Genomic DNA, 18,920 nt, shown 5'->3' on the forward strand with positions numbered 1-18,920 from the left:
ATATGGCACTGGTAAAAGTAATTTCATCAAACCTTTTTGCCGGTGCCAATTTCCAGAAGCTGGAGATTGGCTCTGAGGTAGAGGTTGCCGATTCAATCGCCGAACGCTGGGTTAATGCCGGGCTGGCCGAGTACCTGGAAGAGCGCCAGCTGGAAGTCGCCACACCCAGGCGCGGACGGAAACCCAAAGATAAGGAGTGACCATGGCTATCACGCCAATCACAGCAGCGCAGGTTAAACAGCAGCTGTCGTCCCTCGGTTACTCCATCCCTGATTTCATCATCGACGCATATCTCTGCAAGCTCAGCAGCATTGAGCAGTGCCTGGAGGCGTCTGGCTACGACGAATGTGACGTCGTGCTGATTCAGGTCTATGCCGTATCTCTCATGGCCTTAACGGCATACAGTCAGCGCATTAAATCGCAGTCAGCGCCTTCAGGGGCGTCGCGGTCGTTCGACTACACCGGCGATGTGCTTTCGATGCGTGATTCGCTCCTGTCACTGGACAAGAGCGGATGCACGGCATCGCTGCCGATTGATGTGGGTAGCCGAGTCGGCTTCTTTGATGTTGTTGGGGGCTGCTGATGGCAAATTGCATTAATTCATCCTTATCTGGTGTGTATGTCGAAATTACCTATATCGACTCCACTGGTGAGCACACATATAAAGCCATCAAAGACCGCAAGACACATCCGAAGGCATTCTTCCTCTACCTGGGGTTTGACAGCGATTCACCACCACCTTTCTTCCCATTGGGTAAAGGTGATTACGTAAGCTCATCAATTGTCACACGAGTAAAGGTTAAGCCCATCAAAGTAGGGTTAGAACCAGACCAGCACCTGGAGTATGCCTTATGAGCGCTGTAGCTAACTGGTCATACACCGCGACAGCGACAATCTGGCGCAAGCTTGATGGTCAGGACGATTACGGCGACCCGCTCGGTTATGCAGCGCCTGAGCAGATTCTTTGCGGCTATGAAGGCGGCCTGAGCAAGCGCGTCGGCGGTATTGGTTCAGAAATCGTTGCGAAAAACACAATCTGGACTGAGTACGCACTGGCTAAGGCTGGCGATTATGTGCTGATAGGGATCTCCGACCTGGCTGACCCGAAAGAAGCTGGAGCCGATGAGATTCAACAGGTGCTTCGCGATGAAGACACCTTCGAGCGGATCGCCGACGACTACGCCATCATAACGGGAGTCTGATATGGCCGGTAAAGTTCGCGGCATTGCCCAGGCGAAAGCTAATCTGGACGCGCTGATTAATGACGTGCAGGGGCGTAAGGTCGTTAGGGCTGTGCAGTCAGCGCTGTTAATCGGCGGAGCTCAGGCAGCGCTATACACACCAATCGACACATCAACGCTTCTCAACAGCCAATTTCGTGAGATTGACGCCAACGGCACAAAGGTAACTGGCAGGGTGGGTTACTCGGCCAAGTATGCGGTTTATGTTCACGATCCGAATGTTCCTCAAACCTTCCGCCGCGCCACAGCCCGTAAAGAGTTTTTGACCAAAGGCTTTGAGGACACCCGCGAGCAGATTGATCGGGTTATGAAGCAGGAGTTGTCACTATGAATCCGCCGATGCATACGCGCGTGCGTAACTACTTCATCAATGCTGGTCTGACGGATGGCTTTAAGGTTCAGCTGCTGATGTGGACTGACTCAGGCACTGAATCTGACCGGTTCATAGTGTTTCGTCCAAATGGCGGCAGCAATATTCGCAATGGCCTCGGCAATGAGCAGTACATCTTGGTCGACGTTATCGGCGCAAAAGGTGGCAATGCTTTTGTCGATGAGCGCGTGCAGCAGATTGTCGATTACGTCCAGCAAAATCCTATGACCGATGATTGCGTCGGTTATCTCCAGAATGTGGGCGCTATGCCCGCACCAGTTCCTACAACCGAGGGACGCCTTGTCTATCGGCTTCAATTCGTCGCCACCTACGGCGAGTAATTAAACGTCAAAGAGGAAGTAACATGGCTAATTGCCCAACCAGCAACGAACGCTTGTTCGGTGGCGCTATTGTGCTTGAAGTTGCCGACGGCTGCCCGGACACCGTGCCGCTTGAATCGGAATTTAAAGCACTGGCCGCCGGTACGTCGAAAGGGTTCGACTTCAGCCCGAACACCGTGACCAGTGATGCTGACGATGGCGGCGGCTTTGTCGAGAGCATCACCACAAACTCGGACTTCACCATCAGCTTTGAAGGTGAGGTGCGTAAAAACGACAAGCTTGACCAGTACGGCATCGGTCGTTTCATCAAGTACTTCGCTAGCGAGCTTAAAGCCAAGCGTCAGCCTGGCATCTGGGTTCGCATGGAATACGGTCCGGTGACCTTCCAGGGTTACATGGTTATCACTGCCCTCAGCTCTGACGGTGGCACCAATGATATCGTGACCTTCACCACCGAGTTCAAAGTGGGTGACTCCAGCACCGTGCAGGTTACTGACACCTCCGAACCTTCCAGCTAAAACACAGCGGGGCGCAAGCCCCCTTTCTGAGACAGAGATATGCAGGTTCTGATAAACGGAATTCCTTACGAGCCAGCGTCGGCGCGCTCATCTGGCATTGGTATTGCCATCACCACTCATAACCGACCAGACGTACTGGCTCGCGCTCTTGAGCAGCACCAGAAACATCTGCCGCCCGGCGCAGTGGTTGTGATTGTCGATGATGGCTCGGTGCCGGCTGCCGTAGCGCCAGAATACGCACGGCTCATACGTCATGAACAATCACAGGGAATCGTGGCATCCAAAAACGCCAGCATTGAAGCCCTGATTGATGCCGGTTGCGAACACCTCTTCCTGTGGGACGATGACGCATGGCCGATTGCTGATGACTGGCATATTCCGTATATCGAGTCTCCTGAGCCTCATCTTGCGTATCAGTTTCTCGACCTGGCTGGCCCACGAAAGCTGAATGACCTTTCAGTCCTGTACCGCGATGAAAAACACATCGCCTACACAGGGCAGCGCGGCGTGATGCTCTACTACCACCGGAGCGCGATTGAAAAGGTCGGCGGGTTCGACCCGGTTTACGGGCGCGGGATGTACGAGCATTCAGACCTCGCTCTGCGCATTCATAATGCAGGCCTTACTTCATGGGCATATGCCGACGTTATCGGCTCTGGGAAGCTGATTTACTCACTGGATGAGCATGAGTCGGTAGAGCGCTCAGTACCCAAGCCAGAGCGCGAGCGGCAGGTCAGCAACAACGTAAAAATACACAATGAGCGCCGCGACTCCGGTTATACCGGGTGGGCGCCGTACCGCAGACAGCGTAATGCCGTAATCACAACCTTACTGACCAGTCATCCTGACCCGCAGCGAGGAACCAGGATGAAGCCAGAGCAGTCGCTTGTCGCCAGATGGTCAGAATCGATTAAAGGGGCCGATGCAGTCATTCTCGCTGACGAGTTTGAATACTCACCGCCAGGCCAGACGACGGTGCGAGTACCTGTTGTAGATATGAACGTTTACTTCCGGCGCTGGCTGCATATCTGGCAGCACCTGCGCGAGCATCCGGAATATCGTTTCGTCTGGTGTACCGACGGGACTGATGTCGAGATGCTTCTCTCACCATGGGAAGAAATGCAGCCCGGCGTGATTTATGTCGGTTCTGAGCCGAAGACTTATTCCGATGAATGGGCCATCAAAAATCATCCTGAGCGCGTGTATCAGTCATTCCTGAAACAGTACGCCAGCGACACCATGCTGAATGCCGGATTACTTGGCGGGTTAAGAGAAGATGTCATGGAGTTTGCTCACCGCATCGTGCGGCTTTACTACCGCATTGAGTCGGAGCGCTTCTGGAAGAAAGAGGGGGCAGCCAGGGCGGTTGGCGACATGATCGCATTCGGCATCGTGGCGAAGTTTTTCGGTGACCGAGTTATTACCGGCCCGAAAGTGCACACGGTGTTTAAGACCAACGGAATCGGCAAGGAAACAGCATGGTGGCAGCACAAGTGACATTCGCGGTGGTAGGTCATCACCGACGCGCCGAGCAGGCTCACAGGCTTGCTGAGAGCCTTAATGCGCGGCTTTTTATCGATGATGCCGACCACGGTGCCAACTGGAATCACCTGAGAGCAATTAATTGGGCTGCCGGCCAGTCAGCGCGAGTGACCGTCCTGGAAGATGATGCCCAGCCGGTGGATGGTTTTGCAGAACTCGCGGCTGAATGGTGCGCCAGATTCCCTGATGAGCTAATCAGTTTCTACCTTGGCACCGGTCGCCCGCCGCAGTATCAGCAACAGATTGCTGAACGTCTTATCGCAGCTGACAGGTGCCGTGCGGATTACATCACCCTGAACCGACTGATTCACGGCGTCTGCTATGCGCTGCCAGCCAGCGGAATTAACCGCATCCTGATGAACTGGAGCCAGCGTAAACCGGCGGACTATGCGCTCGGCGACGCATGGGGAAGGGATGTTGTTTACCCTTGCTATTCCCTTGTAGACCATGCCGACGAGATGCCCGTGGAAAAGGCTTTCGACGGCCTGCCGAGAACCGAGAGAAGAAAAGCGTGGAGGCTTTACCGGTGAATATCCCCCTTAAAGAGATTGGCGAGTGCCTCATCAGCGTTGACGGTGAGGATTACTTCTTCCGGCCGTCATTTGTGAACATGTCGCGTATTGGTGAGCCAGAGGAGATCGTTCAGGTGTTTTACGACCTGCACAACGATGAAGTAACCAGCCTGGTGAATCGAGCCGTTGAGGCTTACGGATACGTTCCGCAATGGCTTATCAGCCATATCAAGACCACCAGTTACGGCCGCAAGGCGTTTCTCGCTTCAGTGGTTGTTCTCAATGCATGTTGTGAAAAGGACGCTGGCCCGTTGACCGGAGTATTCCATCCGTCGAAAGGCAACGGTCGCACATTCAAGATTCGAAAGGGCGCGCTGCCTGAATCTGACATGCTGCTGATTGCGCAGTCACTGATAACCCATGGCGTTATAGGCAAGGCGAAAGTGCGCAGACTCCAGCGGCATGAAAACGGGGAGACCAGCACAGAGTTCCGCGCCGTTGATTACATCGTGGCCGCGCAGGCACATTTCGGCATGACCGAGCAGGAAGCCGGGAATCTGACGATGACCAAGTTTCAGATGCTACTGGCAACCAAATACCCTGAGCAGAAAGGATTTACCCGCGAAGAGTACGATCAGGTAGCAGATGATTATCTTGCCAGGAAGGCTAGAAGGTTGTCTTCTACCTGACAAATGAACAGTAACATCCTTAAAATGGTCGTGGTAAATTTACCAAAAACATAAGTGGTAAATTCTATGAGCGAAGAAGAACGGCGCAATTTGGAGCACCAACAATATCTTGAGAAAAGGCTTAAGCAAGTAACTCCAGAGTTGTTTGCTGATTTTCTTGCATCCAAAGGAATTGCCGTTCCAGTGTGCTTATGCTGTGGTAGCGATAACGTAGGATCGCCTCAAGCACAAGAAGTTGAAGTTGGTCCTAATGGCAGTCGGTCTTCCGTATATGTTTCTTGGGTAAGGGTGGATGCCTATGGACCTCCTTTATCTTTTATAAATTATGAGCACAGGATAATTTGCAGAAACTGCGGTTTCACAAGCTATCACTCCGTTTGGCCGGTTGTTAAATGGGTAGAGGAAAAACTCAATGAATCAAAGGAATGAGGACCCATTTGCTAACGTTGTTGACATAAAAACCCATCACGGAGGGGGAGGTGGCGGAGGAGGCGGTATGTTTGAGAGTGAGAGGCTAACAAGGCTTGAAGTCAATGATGCTATTCGAGAGAAGAGCATCAGTGACATTAGCTCAGAGATTCGCGGCATTCGTCATGAGATGAGTGGTTTTGAAAGACGATTGGGCGACAAAATTGAGGAGAATCAGAAATGGTTAGTGGGCCTCATTGTATCGTCTATCATTGTGCCGCTGCTGATTGCGCTGATTACAAAATAAACCCGCTCCGGCGGGTTTTTTGCATGCAATCCTCCGCAAGTTTCCCTCCCGCTGGTTGATATGTGAATACGAGTAAGTTGAAGAGGCTGATTTGGCAGTAAGTGCTCTAAATTAATAAGTAAGGGTGTTGAAGGAGAGTTTTCTTAGTCTTGTTTTTTTTCTTTATCCTCGATGAGTGAGGAGGGGGAGGGATATTTAACTTCTTGGATAACCTGCATTACAACGCTTTCAAGCTTTTCGACTTTTCTTGTTAGCGCCTCTACATCTACCTTAACTGGTTCTTGTTTCGGACTTTTCTTTACCCAAGCCTCTATAGCTGCAACCATTTCAGCATTAGCGGAGCGGCCATTGCTCTCTGCCAACTCTGCAATTCTGTTTTTGAGGTCTTCTGGGAGTCGCAGGTTGACCTGAGGATGTTTGTACTTTCTTTCAGCCATAGCTACCGCACGGGCGACCTTTAAGATGCCCACGCGTCCCCATTTTAAAATTGATAGTTCCCTCCAATATAAACTGCATACCTATTGACTAGCAATGCGTACCACAATACTATGTATGCGTACCACATACATATGGAGGAAGGGATGAAAGTAAAGACGCTGCGCATGCCCGAGTGGCTTGAAAGGGCCGTTGAGGAGTTGGCCGAAAAGTCAGACCGGTCATTTAGTAAAGAGGTCGTAAGGGCGGTGAGGGAGTATGTAGAAAGGAACGGAATCAGATGCCCGGAATGAACGAAGCCCCAACTGCGCTAACAGTCAGGGCTTCTAATTTGTCAGTAACTTCCAAGGAACTAACAATGAAGAGTGTAGCAAAAGAAAGCGTGCAATTCACTATTTTCAAGTTCGGTGATAGCGAAATCCGTGTGATAGATAAGGCAGGGGAGCCGTGGTTTGTAGCTGCCGATATTTGCCGTGCGCTTGAGCTTGGCAACCCTACTAAGGCGATCAAGAACCTCGATGAAGATGAGGTAGCCCTAACTTCAATTCAGGGCTTGAGTCGCGGTAATGACCAAGCCAACATCGTTAGTGAGTCAGGCATGTACACTCTTGTGCTTCGCTGCCGCGATGCTGTGAACAAGGGTTCCGTTCCTCACGCATTTCGCAAGTGGGTTACTGCCGAAGTGCTTCCCGCCATCCGTAAGCATGGCGCGTATGTGAAGCCGGTTGTAGCTAAGAAGGATCACCAGTCATCAGCGGCTCAGCTCACCCCACTTCGCCAAACGGCGGAGCGCCTGATTGCTACGGGCTTTGGGCGCATTTACCCCGACATTTGGAAGCACGTTCACAGTAAGTTTGAAGTCAAACACATTCATCAGCTTACACCAACTCAGATTGGTGAAGCGATTGAGTACCTGAACGGCTTAGAGGGTGAGTTTCTTGGAAAGGCCAATAAGCAAATGGCCCTGCCAATTTCTTACCCAATGTCCTACTTCAATCAGTACAGCCATATCAGAGAATTGAATGATCACACTCTCAGTGCGCCATGGAGATATCCGGTAGATAATTTGGTTCCAAATGGCGATAACCCCAATCCTCTTGGAAGAATGCTGGGTGACTTGAGAAATATGGGATATGAAGTGGAGGCGGCCTTGTTCCAACTGCTTTCTCTTCAGCATCACCTTGAAAGCCTCCGACAGAAAATAGGCATGATTGAGCGCGCAATCCGCTAGTCGAACTAGTGTGTCAGCCAATCTCCTGAAAGTAAGGATAACCCAAACCCGCTCCGGCGGGTTTTTTGCTACCAAAAATGGCGGGTAAGTCATGCGGTCTTATGATGTTAAGATGTTTCTGATTGCAATCAATGGAAACATAAAAAATGAAAAAGGCATTGGCTTTAGCCGCAGTAGTAATGTTGTTGGCAGGATGTAGCTCACGCGTGGCCGATTTGACCGTGGCGAGTACAAAAAACTACAACCTCAATTCAAACAATTTCGTTAAAGGTGCTCGCGTTCAGGGAGAAGACTCAGCTCCTGTGGTAATTTTCCCTCTCGGCATTCCCAATGTGAAGACTGCTATCGACAGAGCTATTGAGAAGAATCGTTGCTCAGTTGCGCTTTCTGATGTCGTTGTGACTCAGTTCAACCACTCTTTCCTGTTCGGTAAGTTTGGCTTTATTGTTGAAGGGACTGAGGTCATTGACCGTCGCCAGCCAGGTTGCGAGAACGCGAGCTAAAAAATAGCCACCTTCGGGTGGCTTTTTTGTATCAGTCGCTATGCAATCCCCCGCAAGTTCACCTCTCGTTGGTTGATATGTGATCGCTTTTTGATAGCATGTCAGGAAATGTAACGGAGGGTTTATGAAATCTCATTTTGCGGCAGCAATGCTTATGCTATTTGCCTGTAACGCAGTTGCGGAGTCTGACGCGCTGATTCAAATAAAGCGTTCGCCAGAAGTTATCTGCGCTGATAACTCAAAAAAAGACCAGTGCCAGGAAACAGTTAAAGCGCTTATCTACGCAGTAAACAGCATTGCGTCGCTTAATGCTACCTGCGAAAGCAATAAAGAACTTCGCCAGCATATGAATCAGAAGCTTAAAGACCAGTGTGATTCGGCGAAAGAAATATCAGAATATGCAAAACATCTACAGTGAATCTTTTTAATAAATAAAAACCCGCTCCGGCGGGTTTTTTGTTGCCCGGAGATAAACATGGCAGGCGAACAAAATGCTGGCAGTATCGTTTATGAGATAAGCGCTGAAGTAGCCCCGCTGTTACAAGGGGGGAGGCAAGCCAGTCGGACTCTTACAGACCTGGAATCTTCGGTTAATGAAAATATTAACACCTTCAAAAAATTAGACACACAGCTCTCCAGTACAGCTAAGGCTGTCAACGAGGCGTCCAATTCCTCAGGAAAATTTAGAAGCACATTCCAGCAGGCTGGCTACCAAATTCAGGACTTCATTGTTCAAGTGCAGGGAGGTCAGTCTGCTCTGGTAGCATTCAGTCAACAGGGGTCACAATTAGCAGGAGCTTTTGGTCCTGCTGGCGCAGTAGTTGGTGCATTCATAGCCCTTGGTTCGGTATTGACTGGCGTATTAATGACAGCGCTTGGAAGTACCAGCAATGAGATGGAAAAGCTTGAGAAAGCGGCTACTGACCTAAATAAAATAGTGGTCATCAATAGCCAAGGTGTGGCCGCTTTGTCTAATGATTATGCTCGACTTGCCGTAACAAATGCTGCGCTCGCCACTCAGCTCAGAGATGCTGCTATCGCAAAATACGCCTCAGAGGTAGAAAAGGCGCGCTCGGCGATAGGCAATATCGTTGATCAGCAATCATCATGGCTTCGAAGTATCAATGGTGGCGCTGCCAGTGTTAAGGCGGCTGGAAATGCATTAGATGCACTGAGCATTACCACGGATAACTATACCGACGCTATGAGTCAAGCAAGCGCGGCTGGGCCAGCTTTCAATCAGACCACACTAACAATATCTAACACCGTAGAGTTACTAGCAGATAAGTTTTCAATTTCTCGCCAGTCAGCATTTGAGCTAATCAGAATGCTCAACGATCTGGCACGAAACCCCTCTCCTAATAACGTAACAAGATTATCTCAAGCGATAGGGCAAATGAGCTCCACTACTTCAGAGGGTAAATTAGCTCTTTCTGGATTTAGGGAAGAATTAACATTGTCAGGGGCTTCTGCAGCCAATGCAGAACAAGCGGTTAAAGACCTTGAAAACCAGCTTTCATCCTTACGCACAGAGGCTCAACAAGCAAATTTCGACAATATCAGCAAGCAGCTTGAGGCGCAGAGAATTGCTTTAACTAAGGGTAAACAGGCCGCCGTAGAGTACGGAATTTCTCAGCAGGACCTAACAAAAGAACAAAAAGACCAACTCATCGCATCATCAAGAATAAATGCACAACTTGAGCAGGAAAAAAAAGCAAGGGAAGATGCCGAGCGGGCTGCGAAAAAACAATCAACAGTAACCGAATCAGTAGCCCAGAAGCTTGAAAACTTGCGTCAGAAAGCAATGCTGGCTGGGGCGACAACTCAGGAGCTAAGCAGAGAGCAGGCCATTCTACAGGCGCAACAATCGCTTGGTAAAAGCGCAACCCAGGAACAGATCAGACTGGCTGGAGAATACGCAGCGCAGGCCTACGACACCGCAAGCGCTTTGAAGGAGCAGCAAAAGGCTGAGAAGCAGAGACAAGATACCGAAAAGGCTTATCAAAATGTTCGCAATCAGTCTTCACCTGTTTTGTCAGCAGATAATCAGTTCCAGCAACAGATGGCCTCATTAGATGCGTATGTTCAACTTTATCCTCAAAAAATTGCCGAGGTTGAGCAAACTCGCGCCGCTATAGAAGATCAGTATCGCCAACAAAGAATGGCTGCAATGTGGCAGGAATGGCAGCAGCAGAGCGAAATCAACCAGCTCGCCGCTTCTGCCATCGACTCGCTTCAGGGCGGAGCAACCAATGCGATAACCGGGCTTGTTAACGGCACCCAAAACCTTCAGGAAGCCTTCGCCAATATCGGCACTACCATCCTCGGAAGTGTGGTCGGCGGACTGGTTGAGATGGGCATTCAATGGGTAAAAAGCCAAATCATGGGCCAGGCTGCGGCTGCGGCATCACTTGCTTCAACGATGGCACAAGCAACGGCAGCTGCATCAGCATGGGCTCCTGCAGCCATTAGCGCATCTATTGCCACCTATGGCTCAGCGGCGGCTGTCGGTCAGACGGCATATGCTGGCTCTCTGCTTGCAGCAAAAGGAATGGCTGTTGCTGGCGCGCGTGAGCATGGTGGGCCTGTATCCGCAAATTCCATGTATCGGGTAGGCGAGGGCGGTAAGCCCGAGATTTACCAGGCTAATAACGGCAGCCAGTACATGATACCGGGTGACAATGGTCGGGTGATTAGCAACAGGGATATGCAGAAGGGCGGGAGCGGTGGGAGCAGCATCGTTCAGAACATTAACTTCGAAATAAACACTACTGGCGGCATAGATGATGCCACTATGTCGAAGATGGCACAGATGATGAAACAAGTTAGCCTCAAAACCATTCGTGACCAGCAGCGGCCTAATGGCCTGCTAAACCGGGGGAAATAATGCCGCAGACATTCACCTGGTCACCACAAAAGGCGTTCCCCGTTGAGCGTACACCTAATGTAGCGGTGGTAAAGCTTGGTGACGGTTATGAGCAGCGCCAGGTTAAAGGTATAAACCCGCTCATGGATAAGTACTCGCTTGTGTTCAGGGGTGCAGACGACAACTGTCGGGCTAATCCGGTAAAAGCTATCGACGCGTTCCTTAAAGCAAGAATGGCCGTCGAGTCCTTCTACTGGACGCCGTCAGATACCGGGATACAGAAGTTATTTGTCTGTCGGTCATGGATCACGGTCAAAACGGGCGGATATTACGAACTGACAGCCACTTTCGAACAAGTACCAAGATAAGCCACCTTAGGGTGGCTTTTTTAATGGGAGTTTTCCGTGCGCAATATACCAGCGGAACTGATTATCGAAAGCGTTGACGCGGGCGTTGGCGCGTTCATTGACCTTTTCGAGGCAAACCTTCAGCCCTATGGCGGTGATGTAATCCGCTTTCACTCCGGCACCAATGGATATTACGGGGATGTCGTTTGGAAGGGGGCCACCTATCCCGCATACCCGATAGCTGTTGAAGGGTTTCAGAGCAATAACGAAGGGGCGTATGCGCGCCCAACCATGACGGTTGCAAATATCACCGGCCTGATAACCGGCATTAACCATGACTTCGACGACATGCTCGGGGTGGTGATTACTCGCCGCCAGGTGCCGGTTAAGCATCTCGATGCCGTCAATTTTCCAAATGGTAACCCCGATGCAGATCCATCGATGGAGGCGGTTTCTCGTTACGTCGTGGAAGAGATGACAGAGGAAACCGCCGAGCAGGTCACCTATACCCTGGCAACGCCAATTGATTGCGATAACGCCATCATCCCGGCCAGAACCATTCTTGCTGATGTATGCCAGTGGCAGTATCGCGGGACCGGATGTGGATACGATGGTCCGCCAGTTGCAGACGAAAGGGATAACCCGACATCTGACCCTGCCAAAGATAAATGCTCTCACAGGAGGACAGGATGCAGGTTTCGATTCCCGCGCCCGGAGCCAATGCCGATAAGCAGCTTCCCAGGCTCACAGAAGGTGAGCTGATTCAGCAGTGCCTCGATTATGCCGTAACATCAGGTGACGAGGTGTGCGGGCTAATCATTGATGACTCAGTGTTCTTCCCATGCAGTAACTCACACCCTGAGCCAGCGCGACACTTCCGTATAAGCGACGATGACTGGCTTGCAGCAGAAGAGCTGGGTGATATCACGGCGGTATTCCATTCACACCCTGAAAGCTACTCCGTCCTCTCAGGTGCAGATCGTCATGCGCAGGTGCTGACTGACCTGCCATGGTGGCTGGCATCTAATGGCCGGTTGCTCAAGTTCAGGGCAGTACCGCATTTGCTTGGCCGCCGGTTCGAGCATGGGGTGATGGATTGCTACACCCTTTTTCGTGATGCGTATCATCTCTGCGGTATCGACCTGCCTGATTTTGAGAGGACGCAGGGGTGGTGGCTGCGGGAAGAGAACCTGTATCTCAAAAATATGGAGGCCAATGATTTCCATCGGGTGGAACTGTCGGAAGTTGAGCCCGGCGACGTAATCATTCGCCAGCCTTTCCCTGGTGCTGACCCATGCCACGCCATGATCCTCCTGCACGAAAATATGGTGCTCCATCATGACTGCGCTGGTCACCTCAGCCGCAGGGAGCCTTACAGGCCAGCGTTCATTAAGCAAACTCATTCCATCTGGAGACACGAAAGGTGCTCATCTTTAAATTTGCAGGGCATTTACGAAGACATTTCCGCCAGGTCAAGATGAATGTTGAGACCCCTGCTCAGGGGTTGCGTCTTCTGTTGGCACAGAGCCCCGAATTCAAAAAGGATTTCCTGAAAACCCGCATACGCATCCGTATGGCTGGCGAAGATGTGACAGAAGAATCCATCCGCCTGCACATGGACAGGAAGCTTCCTGATGGCTCAACCGTGCTTTTCGTTCCTGTAGTGGAAGGCGCTATCACAGGCACCGTAGCCCTGGTGGCTACGCTCGTTATAGCCGCGGCATCTGTTGCCTACTCCATCTACATGGCGCGTAACATGAAAACAAAGAACGCTGCAGAAGCGGCAGAAAATAACACCATCACGAACAACTCTTTTACAAGCGCTGAAAACCGCGTCGGTCAGGGCCGGCCGGTGCCTCTTCTTCTTGGCGAGATGGTGGTTGGCTCAAACGTAATATCCCTCGGTATCGACACTTCGAACAACCAGGACTGGACAGAATCAATTAGCTAAGGTGGCTTTATGTCTTCAGGCGGCGGCAAGGCCAGCACCCCCAAACTTCTCGACGATAACCTCAAATCAAAACAGTTTTACCGTGTGCTGGACCTCATCAGTGAGGGGCCAATTTACGGTCCGGTAGACCAGTCACACCTTTCCTCTTTCATGCTCAACAAAACGCCTATTACAGATGGCAACGGTAATGTAAGCATCAACGGGGTGAGTGCTGCCTGGCGTCCTGGCTCAGAGACACAGGCACCAATAAATGGGTTTTCTGCCATAGAGGCGACCACTATCGTCAATACAGAGGTTAAGTATGCAACGCCTCTGGTGCGAACCATCACAGACCAGGATGTGACGCGTGTGCGCTTCAACGTTGGCGTTACCGGACTTGTTCAGCAGGACACAAAGGGAAACCAGAAAAACACGTCAGTAACGCTTGTTCTTGAAACCCGCACTGCATCGGCAGGCTGGGTTCAGCAGAAAACGGTCACGATTAACGGCAAGATTTCGGGTGAATATCTTGAGGCTCATGTCATCGATGCGCCTGACATTAAACCATTCGATATCCGTGTACGCCGCGTAACGCCTGACAGTACGAGTGACCTGCTGACTAACGGCACTATCTGGAACAGCTTTACTGAGATAACCGACGATAACCTTTCTTATCCATTCTCGGCGATTGCTGGCGCTGTAATCGACCGCGACCAGTACACAGACACCCCAAGCCGCACATATCATCTGCGCGGGCTAATTGTTGATGTGCCGGATAATTACAACCCAATAACCAGAACCTATACCGGGTTATGGCTAGGGGGCTTTAAGAAGGCATGGACCAATAACCCAGCATGGCTTTTCCGTGAACTGGCAAAGAATACTCGGTTCGGACTGGCACGCAGGGCGGGTTCAATTGATGTCGATGACGGCGCGCTGTATGTCCTTTCTCAGTATTGCGATCAGCTTGTAGATGATGGCTACGGTGGTCAAGAGCCCAGAATGACTCTGAACGCCTACATTACTGAGCAGGCCAGCGCCCGCGACATTCTCGACAAAATTGCCGGGATGTTCAGAGGTATTGCACTTTGGGACGGCATGCGGCTGACAGTCATGCTGGATGCTCCGCAAGACCCTATCGCCACCGTAACCAATGCTAACGTGGTTGACGGGAAGTTCAGTCGCAGCTCGGTTAAGCGATCGGAGAAGTACAACGCTGTCGTGGTGTCCTGGACCGACCCGGATAACGGCTGGGAACAGGTGAAGGAGTACGTTTCTGATGATGAGATGATCTCCCGAGGCAATTACAACGAAACCACTATCGAGGCATTCGGGTGTACGTCACGCGGCCAGGCATGGCGAGCGGGTAAGTGGATTCTTGAGACTGCGAAACGTGAGAGCAACAGACTGACGTTCCAGATGGCGCGAGATGCAATCGCATTTACACCCGGCGACATCATTGAGGTCATGGATAATGATTACGCTGGCGCAAGGCTTGGCGGTCGAATACTTTCGCACTCAGGCAATAAAATCACCGTAGATGCGAATCTCTCCAGCCTGGTATCTCCCGGCGATGTTATGTCCATTATGGGAAGCAACGGGAAGTTCTCGAAGTATGAAATCACAACGGTGTCTGGAGCGGTCGTTACACTGAAAACCACGCCAGCATGGGTAAGGGACGGGACTGTATTTGCTATCTCAACTACGGAGGTTTCTACTCGTCTTTTCCGTATCCTGAGTATTGGCGAGACAGAAAACAACTCCGTTTATAGCATAACCGCCTCACAGCACGATCCGAACAAACAAGCTGTGGTAGATGCCGGCGCAGTATTTGAGGTCCCGAACGACACGCTGAACGGCTATCGCGTGCCAAATATTGAAAACCTGCGCGTTATTAACGTAAACAGCGAAACTGTACAGGTTACGGCGACCTGGGAGACGGCCACGACCACCAAAAAACTGGTATTCGAACTCTATGTCTATAACGATTCGGGAAAAGTGGTTGCGCAATATCAGACCGAGAAGTTTAGCTATGACTTCTACGGACTGAATGCCGGAAGCTACACGCTTGGCGTCAGAGGCCGGAATGAGAACGGAATGAAAGGCGCTGAAACTCAGGTTAGCCTGGTGATAGGCGCGCCGCTGGCACCAACATCAGTTATATGGACGCCTGGAATTTTTTCGGCTGATATTGTTCCGGTGATGAGCGTAACAGCAACAACTGATACAACATTTGAGTTTTGGTATTCAGGCGAGAATCGCATCACTGACCCCTCGCTCATTGAGGATCAGACCCAATTCCTGGGGCGCTCCAGTCAGTGGACGCTTCATAATCTCAAAGCAGACACTACGTACTATATGTACGTAAGAACAAAAAACGCATTTGGTGTTTCTCCGTTTGTCGAAGCATCAGGGCAGGCTTCTGCTGATATCCCAGGCATGCTTGATTATATTGATGATGCTATCCGCAATTCAGGCGCATTTGAAAATCTTCAGAATGGTATTGATACCAATATTGAGGGGATTTTAGAAAACGCTCTCGCCAATAACTCTACTGTTGACCATCAATGGGCGCAGTACGGGGAAGTCAGAGCGGATATTCTTATCGTTAAAACCACGGTTGCCGATGTAGATAAGTCTCTTGCTGAATTAACCACTCAGGTTCAGGCTCAATATGAGCAAACTACAGCAGCACTTAACCAAAAGCTAACCGCAACTGTTACGGACAATGGAACAGCCAAGGCATTCTATACGCTCAACCTCGGCATAAAACGAGGTGACCAATTGTATAATACTGGTTTTGCAATGGGTATAGAGCCTGACGGTGCAGGAAGTTATAAGTCGACTACCGTTTTTGCCGCTGACCAGTTTGGTATTTATTCCGGTAGTGATCCGGGTAATTATCAGGCGGCTTTCTTTGTGGTTAATGGGCAGGTGTTTATACGCTCCGCGTTTATTCAGGATGGGAGCATAGATAATGCCAAAATTGGTAACTTCATACAGTCTGCTAATTATGTTGCTGGTTCAACTGGATGGAGGCTGGATAAAAATGGTAACTTCGAAATTAACGGTGTTGCAGGCGGAGGGAAAATGCTCATAACAAGCACTCTTGTTCAGATATGGGACTCGAATAATATCCTGCGAATCAGAATGGGGCTTTTCTAATGTCTGGCTTACAGTGCTGGGATGGTAGTGGGAAGTTAATTGTTGATCTTGGAGACTACATGGTGCGCTACATAGGGCGCACCGTAGTAAATGCCCCGGCAGGTATATCACAAATGAACGTTCCCTACGCTGGATTAACTGCCAGCGGTTCATTTGCTGCAATAGTGAAGCTTACTGGCGTTGTAAGAATATGGAGCACGTCCTGTTATGATGGGGGATTCACTCTCTACTTCGTTCCCGGGACGAGCTACGCAGATACCATAACAGTGGATTTATATAATTTCCTATGAGCGGATTCGAAGTAAGAAATTCAGCGGGTGCTCTTACTGTAAACAGCGATTATAAATCACCACTGTTAGCATCCTCTGCTGCCGCCAGCACGGACACAGTTGGTGATTTCGACCTGAATATCCCTGGTTTTGGGAACCTCAATCAGCTTGGGTATGTACTTGATGATAATCTGTATTCTCCAGGACAACTCGCATGGTTCAGGCTTAATGTGAATGGATGGGGAGTTCCGGGCGCGAGATACTTTTTGCCGGGCTCGGTTTTTATTGCCAAAACGAAAATAGATTTGGCCGTAGAGAGTGGTTATCTCGACGTTTTCAATGCTCAAGGTACATTGATATGGTCGGCGAAGTCGGCAGCAAAGATGCCACGGGTTCTCGGGTTTATCACGATACCTCCTAATTATGATCTGCAAAACAACACCTTGACAGTTGGCGTGTCCGGAACTCCTTTTTACCTAATGGATATCATTTCTGGAGCCTTAGCTGAAGACCAGGAAGGCGTTGGTGCAAAAAACGGCATCGTCATGAAGCAGCAGTCTGGCTCGGTGATATTAAGGTATATAAACCAGAACGGGAAAAATTACGTGAGCACTCCGCTTTACTCTCGTGGCTTCAAAATACCTTATGCTGTTTTCCCTACCATTTAGGTTTGTTTTCTAAAAATAAACATGACTCATTAAATCAGGAGAATGCCATGTCGGCAGGTACTCTATCGCTTACAAACAAATCGGCTGCTGTTTCAGGCACTGGAACATCGTTCACAACGGAGCTAAAGGTAGGAGACTTCATTGTTTTTAATGTTGGAGGAACGGCATATACCATTCCTGTGAAAGCAATTACTAATAACACTCAATTGACACTTATTAGTAATTATACCGGGCCCACACAAAGTGGTGTTGCGTGGTTTTCTGTACCGCAGGAAGCGCAGAGCCTAATTTCCTCGGCACTTGCCACTCAGTCAGCAGAAGCGTTGCGCGGGCTTAATTATGACAAGATGAACTGGCAGCAGGTTTTCTCTGCGACAGGAAATGTGACTGTTACTTTACCGGATGGGAGCACGTTCACTGGGCCATCGTGGGGAAGCATAACCACCTCGCTTGCAGACAAAGCAAAAAAAGGCGCAAATAATGACATCACAAGCCTGTCAGCGTTAACTACAGCTATCACCGTCGCTCAGGGAGGGACAGGGGCAAGTAACGCATCGGCAGCAAGAAATAACCTTGGGCTGAAAGGTGCCGCCATAATGGATGCCGTAGGTTCAGTAGGTAATAGTTCAGCCATTATTGAGTCCGGAGCTACATCCAGTGGTAATTATTTGAAGTTCGCAGATGGTTCAATGATCTGTTGGTTTAACCGTGGAAGTATTGATGTTACCAGCTCAGCCCGAACCGAAGGAAGCACGTCTTTTTACTGGCTAGCCTATAGTTGGGTTTTTCCAGCGGCATTTTTCGATACATCCAAAATTGCAATCTCTGTAACCACCGCTGCGTGGGGTGGTTCTGCCGGTACAGGTGCCAGTGCGGTTATGACAGGATCATCAATTTCAGGATTAAGCACAACAAGTGTTGCAGCTCGCATATACGCACCAATTCAGTTCTCCTCACTATATCCGTTAACGTTAATTGCTACAGGAACCTGGAAATAATGTTCAAGTTAAAGCTAATTCCACAGCACAGAGAAGACATATTATCAATCAAAGCGAACAACGCAGTGTTAACTGTAAATGGTGAGGACTATGATTTCAGTCCAATGAGCGCGGGTGACTATCTGCCATTTTCAGCTGTAGATTGCGTATTTTTCGTCGATGGGATTTTCTGTGATGAGCATGGGGACATAAGTGCCGCTCTGGTATATCCGTGCGCGCCGGGAGATGTGGAGATGGAGATACAAATGGAAAATGGCGTTGAATACTCATTTGGTAAAAAGGAGGTCGAAGGTGATCGACTGGACGAAACTCAACAAAGCTAAAGACGTGTCTGATGCTGAGCATCTAAGGATGAGGGATAGCGTGGTAAGTCAGCGCCTGGCAGCATACAGGGCTGAGTCAGACCAGTTGAAAGTAGAAGCCGACTATGATGCCGCAGTCAGCGGCTCAAAGCCAGATTACACGGCGTGGGTGGCCAAGGTAAAAGAGATCAAGGAAAGGTTCCCAATGCCTTGATTAACTCCCTCATACCATGGGGCATGCATGGGGCAAAAAATTAGCGCAAAACAACTCAAAACCT

General features: G+C 50.1%; 25 protein-coding genes. 24 read left to right on the forward strand and 1 reads right to left on the reverse strand.

All coding sequences use genetic code 11. The features are described from left to right. Positions 1 to 2: 2 nt before the first annotated feature. From AFK65_RS09535 to AFK65_RS09580, 11 genes are all read left to right on the forward strand, one after another. The gene (locus tag AFK65_RS09535; protein ID WP_007706560.1) at positions 3 to 200 is read left to right on the forward strand and encodes a hypothetical protein; all 198 of its coding nucleotides are present in this window, start codon (positions 3 to 5) and stop codon (positions 198 to 200) included. A 2-nt stretch (positions 201 to 202) separates the two neighbouring features. Then, positions 203 to 583, forward strand: coding sequence for a DUF7370 family protein (locus AFK65_RS09540; RefSeq protein WP_007706565.1), 381 nt, complete (start codon positions 203 to 205; stop codon positions 581 to 583). Between the two features lie 268 nt (positions 584 to 851). After that, positions 852 to 1,202, forward strand: a complete 351-nt coding sequence (locus AFK65_RS09545) for a hypothetical protein (RefSeq protein ID WP_007706566.1) — start codon at positions 852 to 854, stop codon at positions 1,200 to 1,202. Position 1,203: 1 nt separating this feature from the next. Beyond that, positions 1,204 to 1,572 carry a hypothetical protein gene (locus AFK65_RS09550; protein WP_007706567.1) on the forward strand — a complete coding sequence of 123 codons (369 nt, stop codon included), beginning with the start codon at positions 1,204 to 1,206 and terminating at the stop codon, positions 1,570 to 1,572. Continuing rightward, positions 1,569 to 1,952 carry a phage tail termination protein gene (locus tag AFK65_RS09555; RefSeq protein ID WP_007706568.1) on the forward strand — a complete coding sequence of 128 codons (384 nt, stop codon included), beginning with the start codon at positions 1,569 to 1,571 and terminating at the stop codon, positions 1,950 to 1,952. Before AFK65_RS09550 ends, AFK65_RS09555 begins: the two co-directional genes overlap by 4 nt. A gap of 23 nt (positions 1,953 to 1,975) precedes the next feature. After that, positions 1,976 to 2,470 carry a hypothetical protein gene (locus AFK65_RS09560; protein WP_032804392.1) on the forward strand — a complete coding sequence of 165 codons (495 nt, stop codon included), beginning with the start codon at positions 1,976 to 1,978 and terminating at the stop codon, positions 2,468 to 2,470. A gap of 39 nt (positions 2,471 to 2,509) precedes the next feature. Further along, entirely contained in the window at positions 2,510 to 3,967 is a 1,458-nt protein-coding gene (locus tag AFK65_RS09565; protein ID WP_032804393.1) for a glycosyltransferase family 2 protein, read from the forward strand. Further along, a complete protein-coding gene (locus AFK65_RS09570) occupies positions 3,949 to 4,542 on the forward strand; it encodes a hypothetical protein (RefSeq protein ID WP_032804394.1) in 594 nt (197 codons plus the stop codon). Before AFK65_RS09565 ends, AFK65_RS09570 begins: the two co-directional genes overlap by 19 nt. Then, positions 4,524 to 5,213 (forward strand): DUF6246 family protein, encoded by a 690-nt coding sequence (locus AFK65_RS09575; protein ID WP_007706584.1) that lies wholly within the window; start codon positions 4,524 to 4,526, stop codon positions 5,211 to 5,213. The genes AFK65_RS09570 and AFK65_RS09575 overlap by 19 nt, the downstream gene beginning before the upstream one ends. Positions 5,214 to 5,279: 66 nt before the next feature. Continuing rightward, on the forward strand, positions 5,280 to 5,642 hold the full coding sequence (locus AFK65_RS21795; protein ID WP_032804395.1) for a hypothetical protein: 363 nt from the start codon (positions 5,280 to 5,282) through the stop codon (positions 5,640 to 5,642). Further along, a complete protein-coding gene (locus AFK65_RS09580) occupies positions 5,626 to 5,928 on the forward strand; it encodes a hypothetical protein (RefSeq protein WP_050555778.1) in 303 nt (100 codons plus the stop codon). Before AFK65_RS21795 ends, AFK65_RS09580 begins: the two co-directional genes overlap by 17 nt. 143 nt (positions 5,929 to 6,071) lie before the next feature. Here AFK65_RS09580 and AFK65_RS09585 read toward each other — a convergent pair whose 3' ends face one another. Beyond that, complete coding sequence (locus tag AFK65_RS09585; RefSeq protein WP_370445825.1) at positions 6,072 to 6,398, reverse strand: Arc family DNA-binding protein; 327 nt, start codon at positions 6,396 to 6,398, stop codon at positions 6,072 to 6,074. A 245-nt stretch (positions 6,399 to 6,643) separates the two neighbouring features. Between AFK65_RS09585 and AFK65_RS22425 the strand changes: the two genes are divergently transcribed. The 13 genes from AFK65_RS22425 to AFK65_RS09645 all read left to right on the forward strand — a co-directional run bounded on the left by AFK65_RS22425 (position 6,644) and on the right by AFK65_RS09645 (position 18,856). Then, the gene (locus AFK65_RS22425) at positions 6,644 to 7,594 is read left to right on the forward strand and encodes a BRO-N domain-containing protein (RefSeq protein WP_007706590.1); all 951 of its coding nucleotides are present in this window, start codon (positions 6,644 to 6,646) and stop codon (positions 7,592 to 7,594) included. 146 nt (positions 7,595 to 7,740) lie between these two features. Then, on the forward strand, positions 7,741 to 8,097 hold the full coding sequence (locus tag AFK65_RS09595) for a putative periplasmic lipoprotein (protein ID WP_007706592.1): 357 nt from the start codon (positions 7,741 to 7,743) through the stop codon (positions 8,095 to 8,097). Between the two features lie 124 nt (positions 8,098 to 8,221). After that, entirely contained in the window at positions 8,222 to 8,515 is a 294-nt protein-coding gene (locus tag AFK65_RS09600) for a hypothetical protein (protein ID WP_007706594.1), read from the forward strand. A gap of 57 nt (positions 8,516 to 8,572) precedes the next feature. Next, positions 8,573 to 10,984, forward strand: coding sequence for a phage tail protein (locus tag AFK65_RS09605; protein ID WP_236612729.1), 2,412 nt, complete (start codon positions 8,573 to 8,575; stop codon positions 10,982 to 10,984). Next, entirely contained in the window at positions 10,984 to 11,331 is a 348-nt protein-coding gene (locus AFK65_RS09610) for a phage tail protein (protein ID WP_007706599.1), read from the forward strand. Before AFK65_RS09605 ends, AFK65_RS09610 begins: the two co-directional genes overlap by 1 nt. Positions 11,332 to 11,367: 36 nt before the next feature. Beyond that, on the forward strand, positions 11,368 to 12,072 hold the full coding sequence (locus AFK65_RS09615; protein ID WP_032804398.1) for a phage minor tail protein L: 705 nt from the start codon (positions 11,368 to 11,370) through the stop codon (positions 12,070 to 12,072). Then, a complete protein-coding gene (locus AFK65_RS20990) occupies positions 12,072 to 12,791 on the forward strand; it encodes a C40 family peptidase (RefSeq protein ID WP_071602529.1) in 720 nt (239 codons plus the stop codon). Before AFK65_RS09615 ends, AFK65_RS20990 begins: the two co-directional genes overlap by 1 nt. Then, a complete protein-coding gene (locus AFK65_RS09625; RefSeq protein WP_032804400.1) occupies positions 12,734 to 13,261 on the forward strand; it encodes a tail assembly protein in 528 nt (175 codons plus the stop codon). Before AFK65_RS20990 ends, AFK65_RS09625 begins: the two co-directional genes overlap by 58 nt. A 9-nt stretch (positions 13,262 to 13,270) precedes the next feature. Then, on the forward strand, positions 13,271 to 16,405 hold the full coding sequence (locus AFK65_RS09630; RefSeq protein WP_007706604.1) for a host specificity protein J: 3,135 nt from the start codon (positions 13,271 to 13,273) through the stop codon (positions 16,403 to 16,405). 286 nt (positions 16,406 to 16,691) lie between these two features. Continuing rightward, on the forward strand, positions 16,692 to 17,342 hold the full coding sequence (locus AFK65_RS09635) for a hypothetical protein (RefSeq protein WP_032804403.1): 651 nt from the start codon (positions 16,692 to 16,694) through the stop codon (positions 17,340 to 17,342). Positions 17,343 to 17,389: 47 nt separating this feature from the next. Further along, positions 17,390 to 18,340, forward strand: coding sequence for a hypothetical protein (locus AFK65_RS22365; protein WP_007706605.1), 951 nt, complete (start codon positions 17,390 to 17,392; stop codon positions 18,338 to 18,340). Beyond that, positions 18,340 to 18,663, forward strand: coding sequence for a hypothetical protein (locus AFK65_RS09640; protein WP_050555780.1), 324 nt, complete (start codon positions 18,340 to 18,342; stop codon positions 18,661 to 18,663). Before AFK65_RS22365 ends, AFK65_RS09640 begins: the two co-directional genes overlap by 1 nt. Further along, a complete protein-coding gene (locus tag AFK65_RS09645; protein WP_032804405.1) occupies positions 18,632 to 18,856 on the forward strand; it encodes a hypothetical protein in 225 nt (74 codons plus the stop codon). Before AFK65_RS09640 ends, AFK65_RS09645 begins: the two co-directional genes overlap by 32 nt. The last annotated feature ends 64 nt before the right edge of the window (positions 18,857 to 18,920 follow it).

It is taken from the genome of Cronobacter universalis NCTC 9529 (genome assembly GCF_001277175.1).
Lineage (GTDB): Bacteria > Pseudomonadota > Gammaproteobacteria > Enterobacterales > Enterobacteriaceae > Cronobacter > Cronobacter universalis.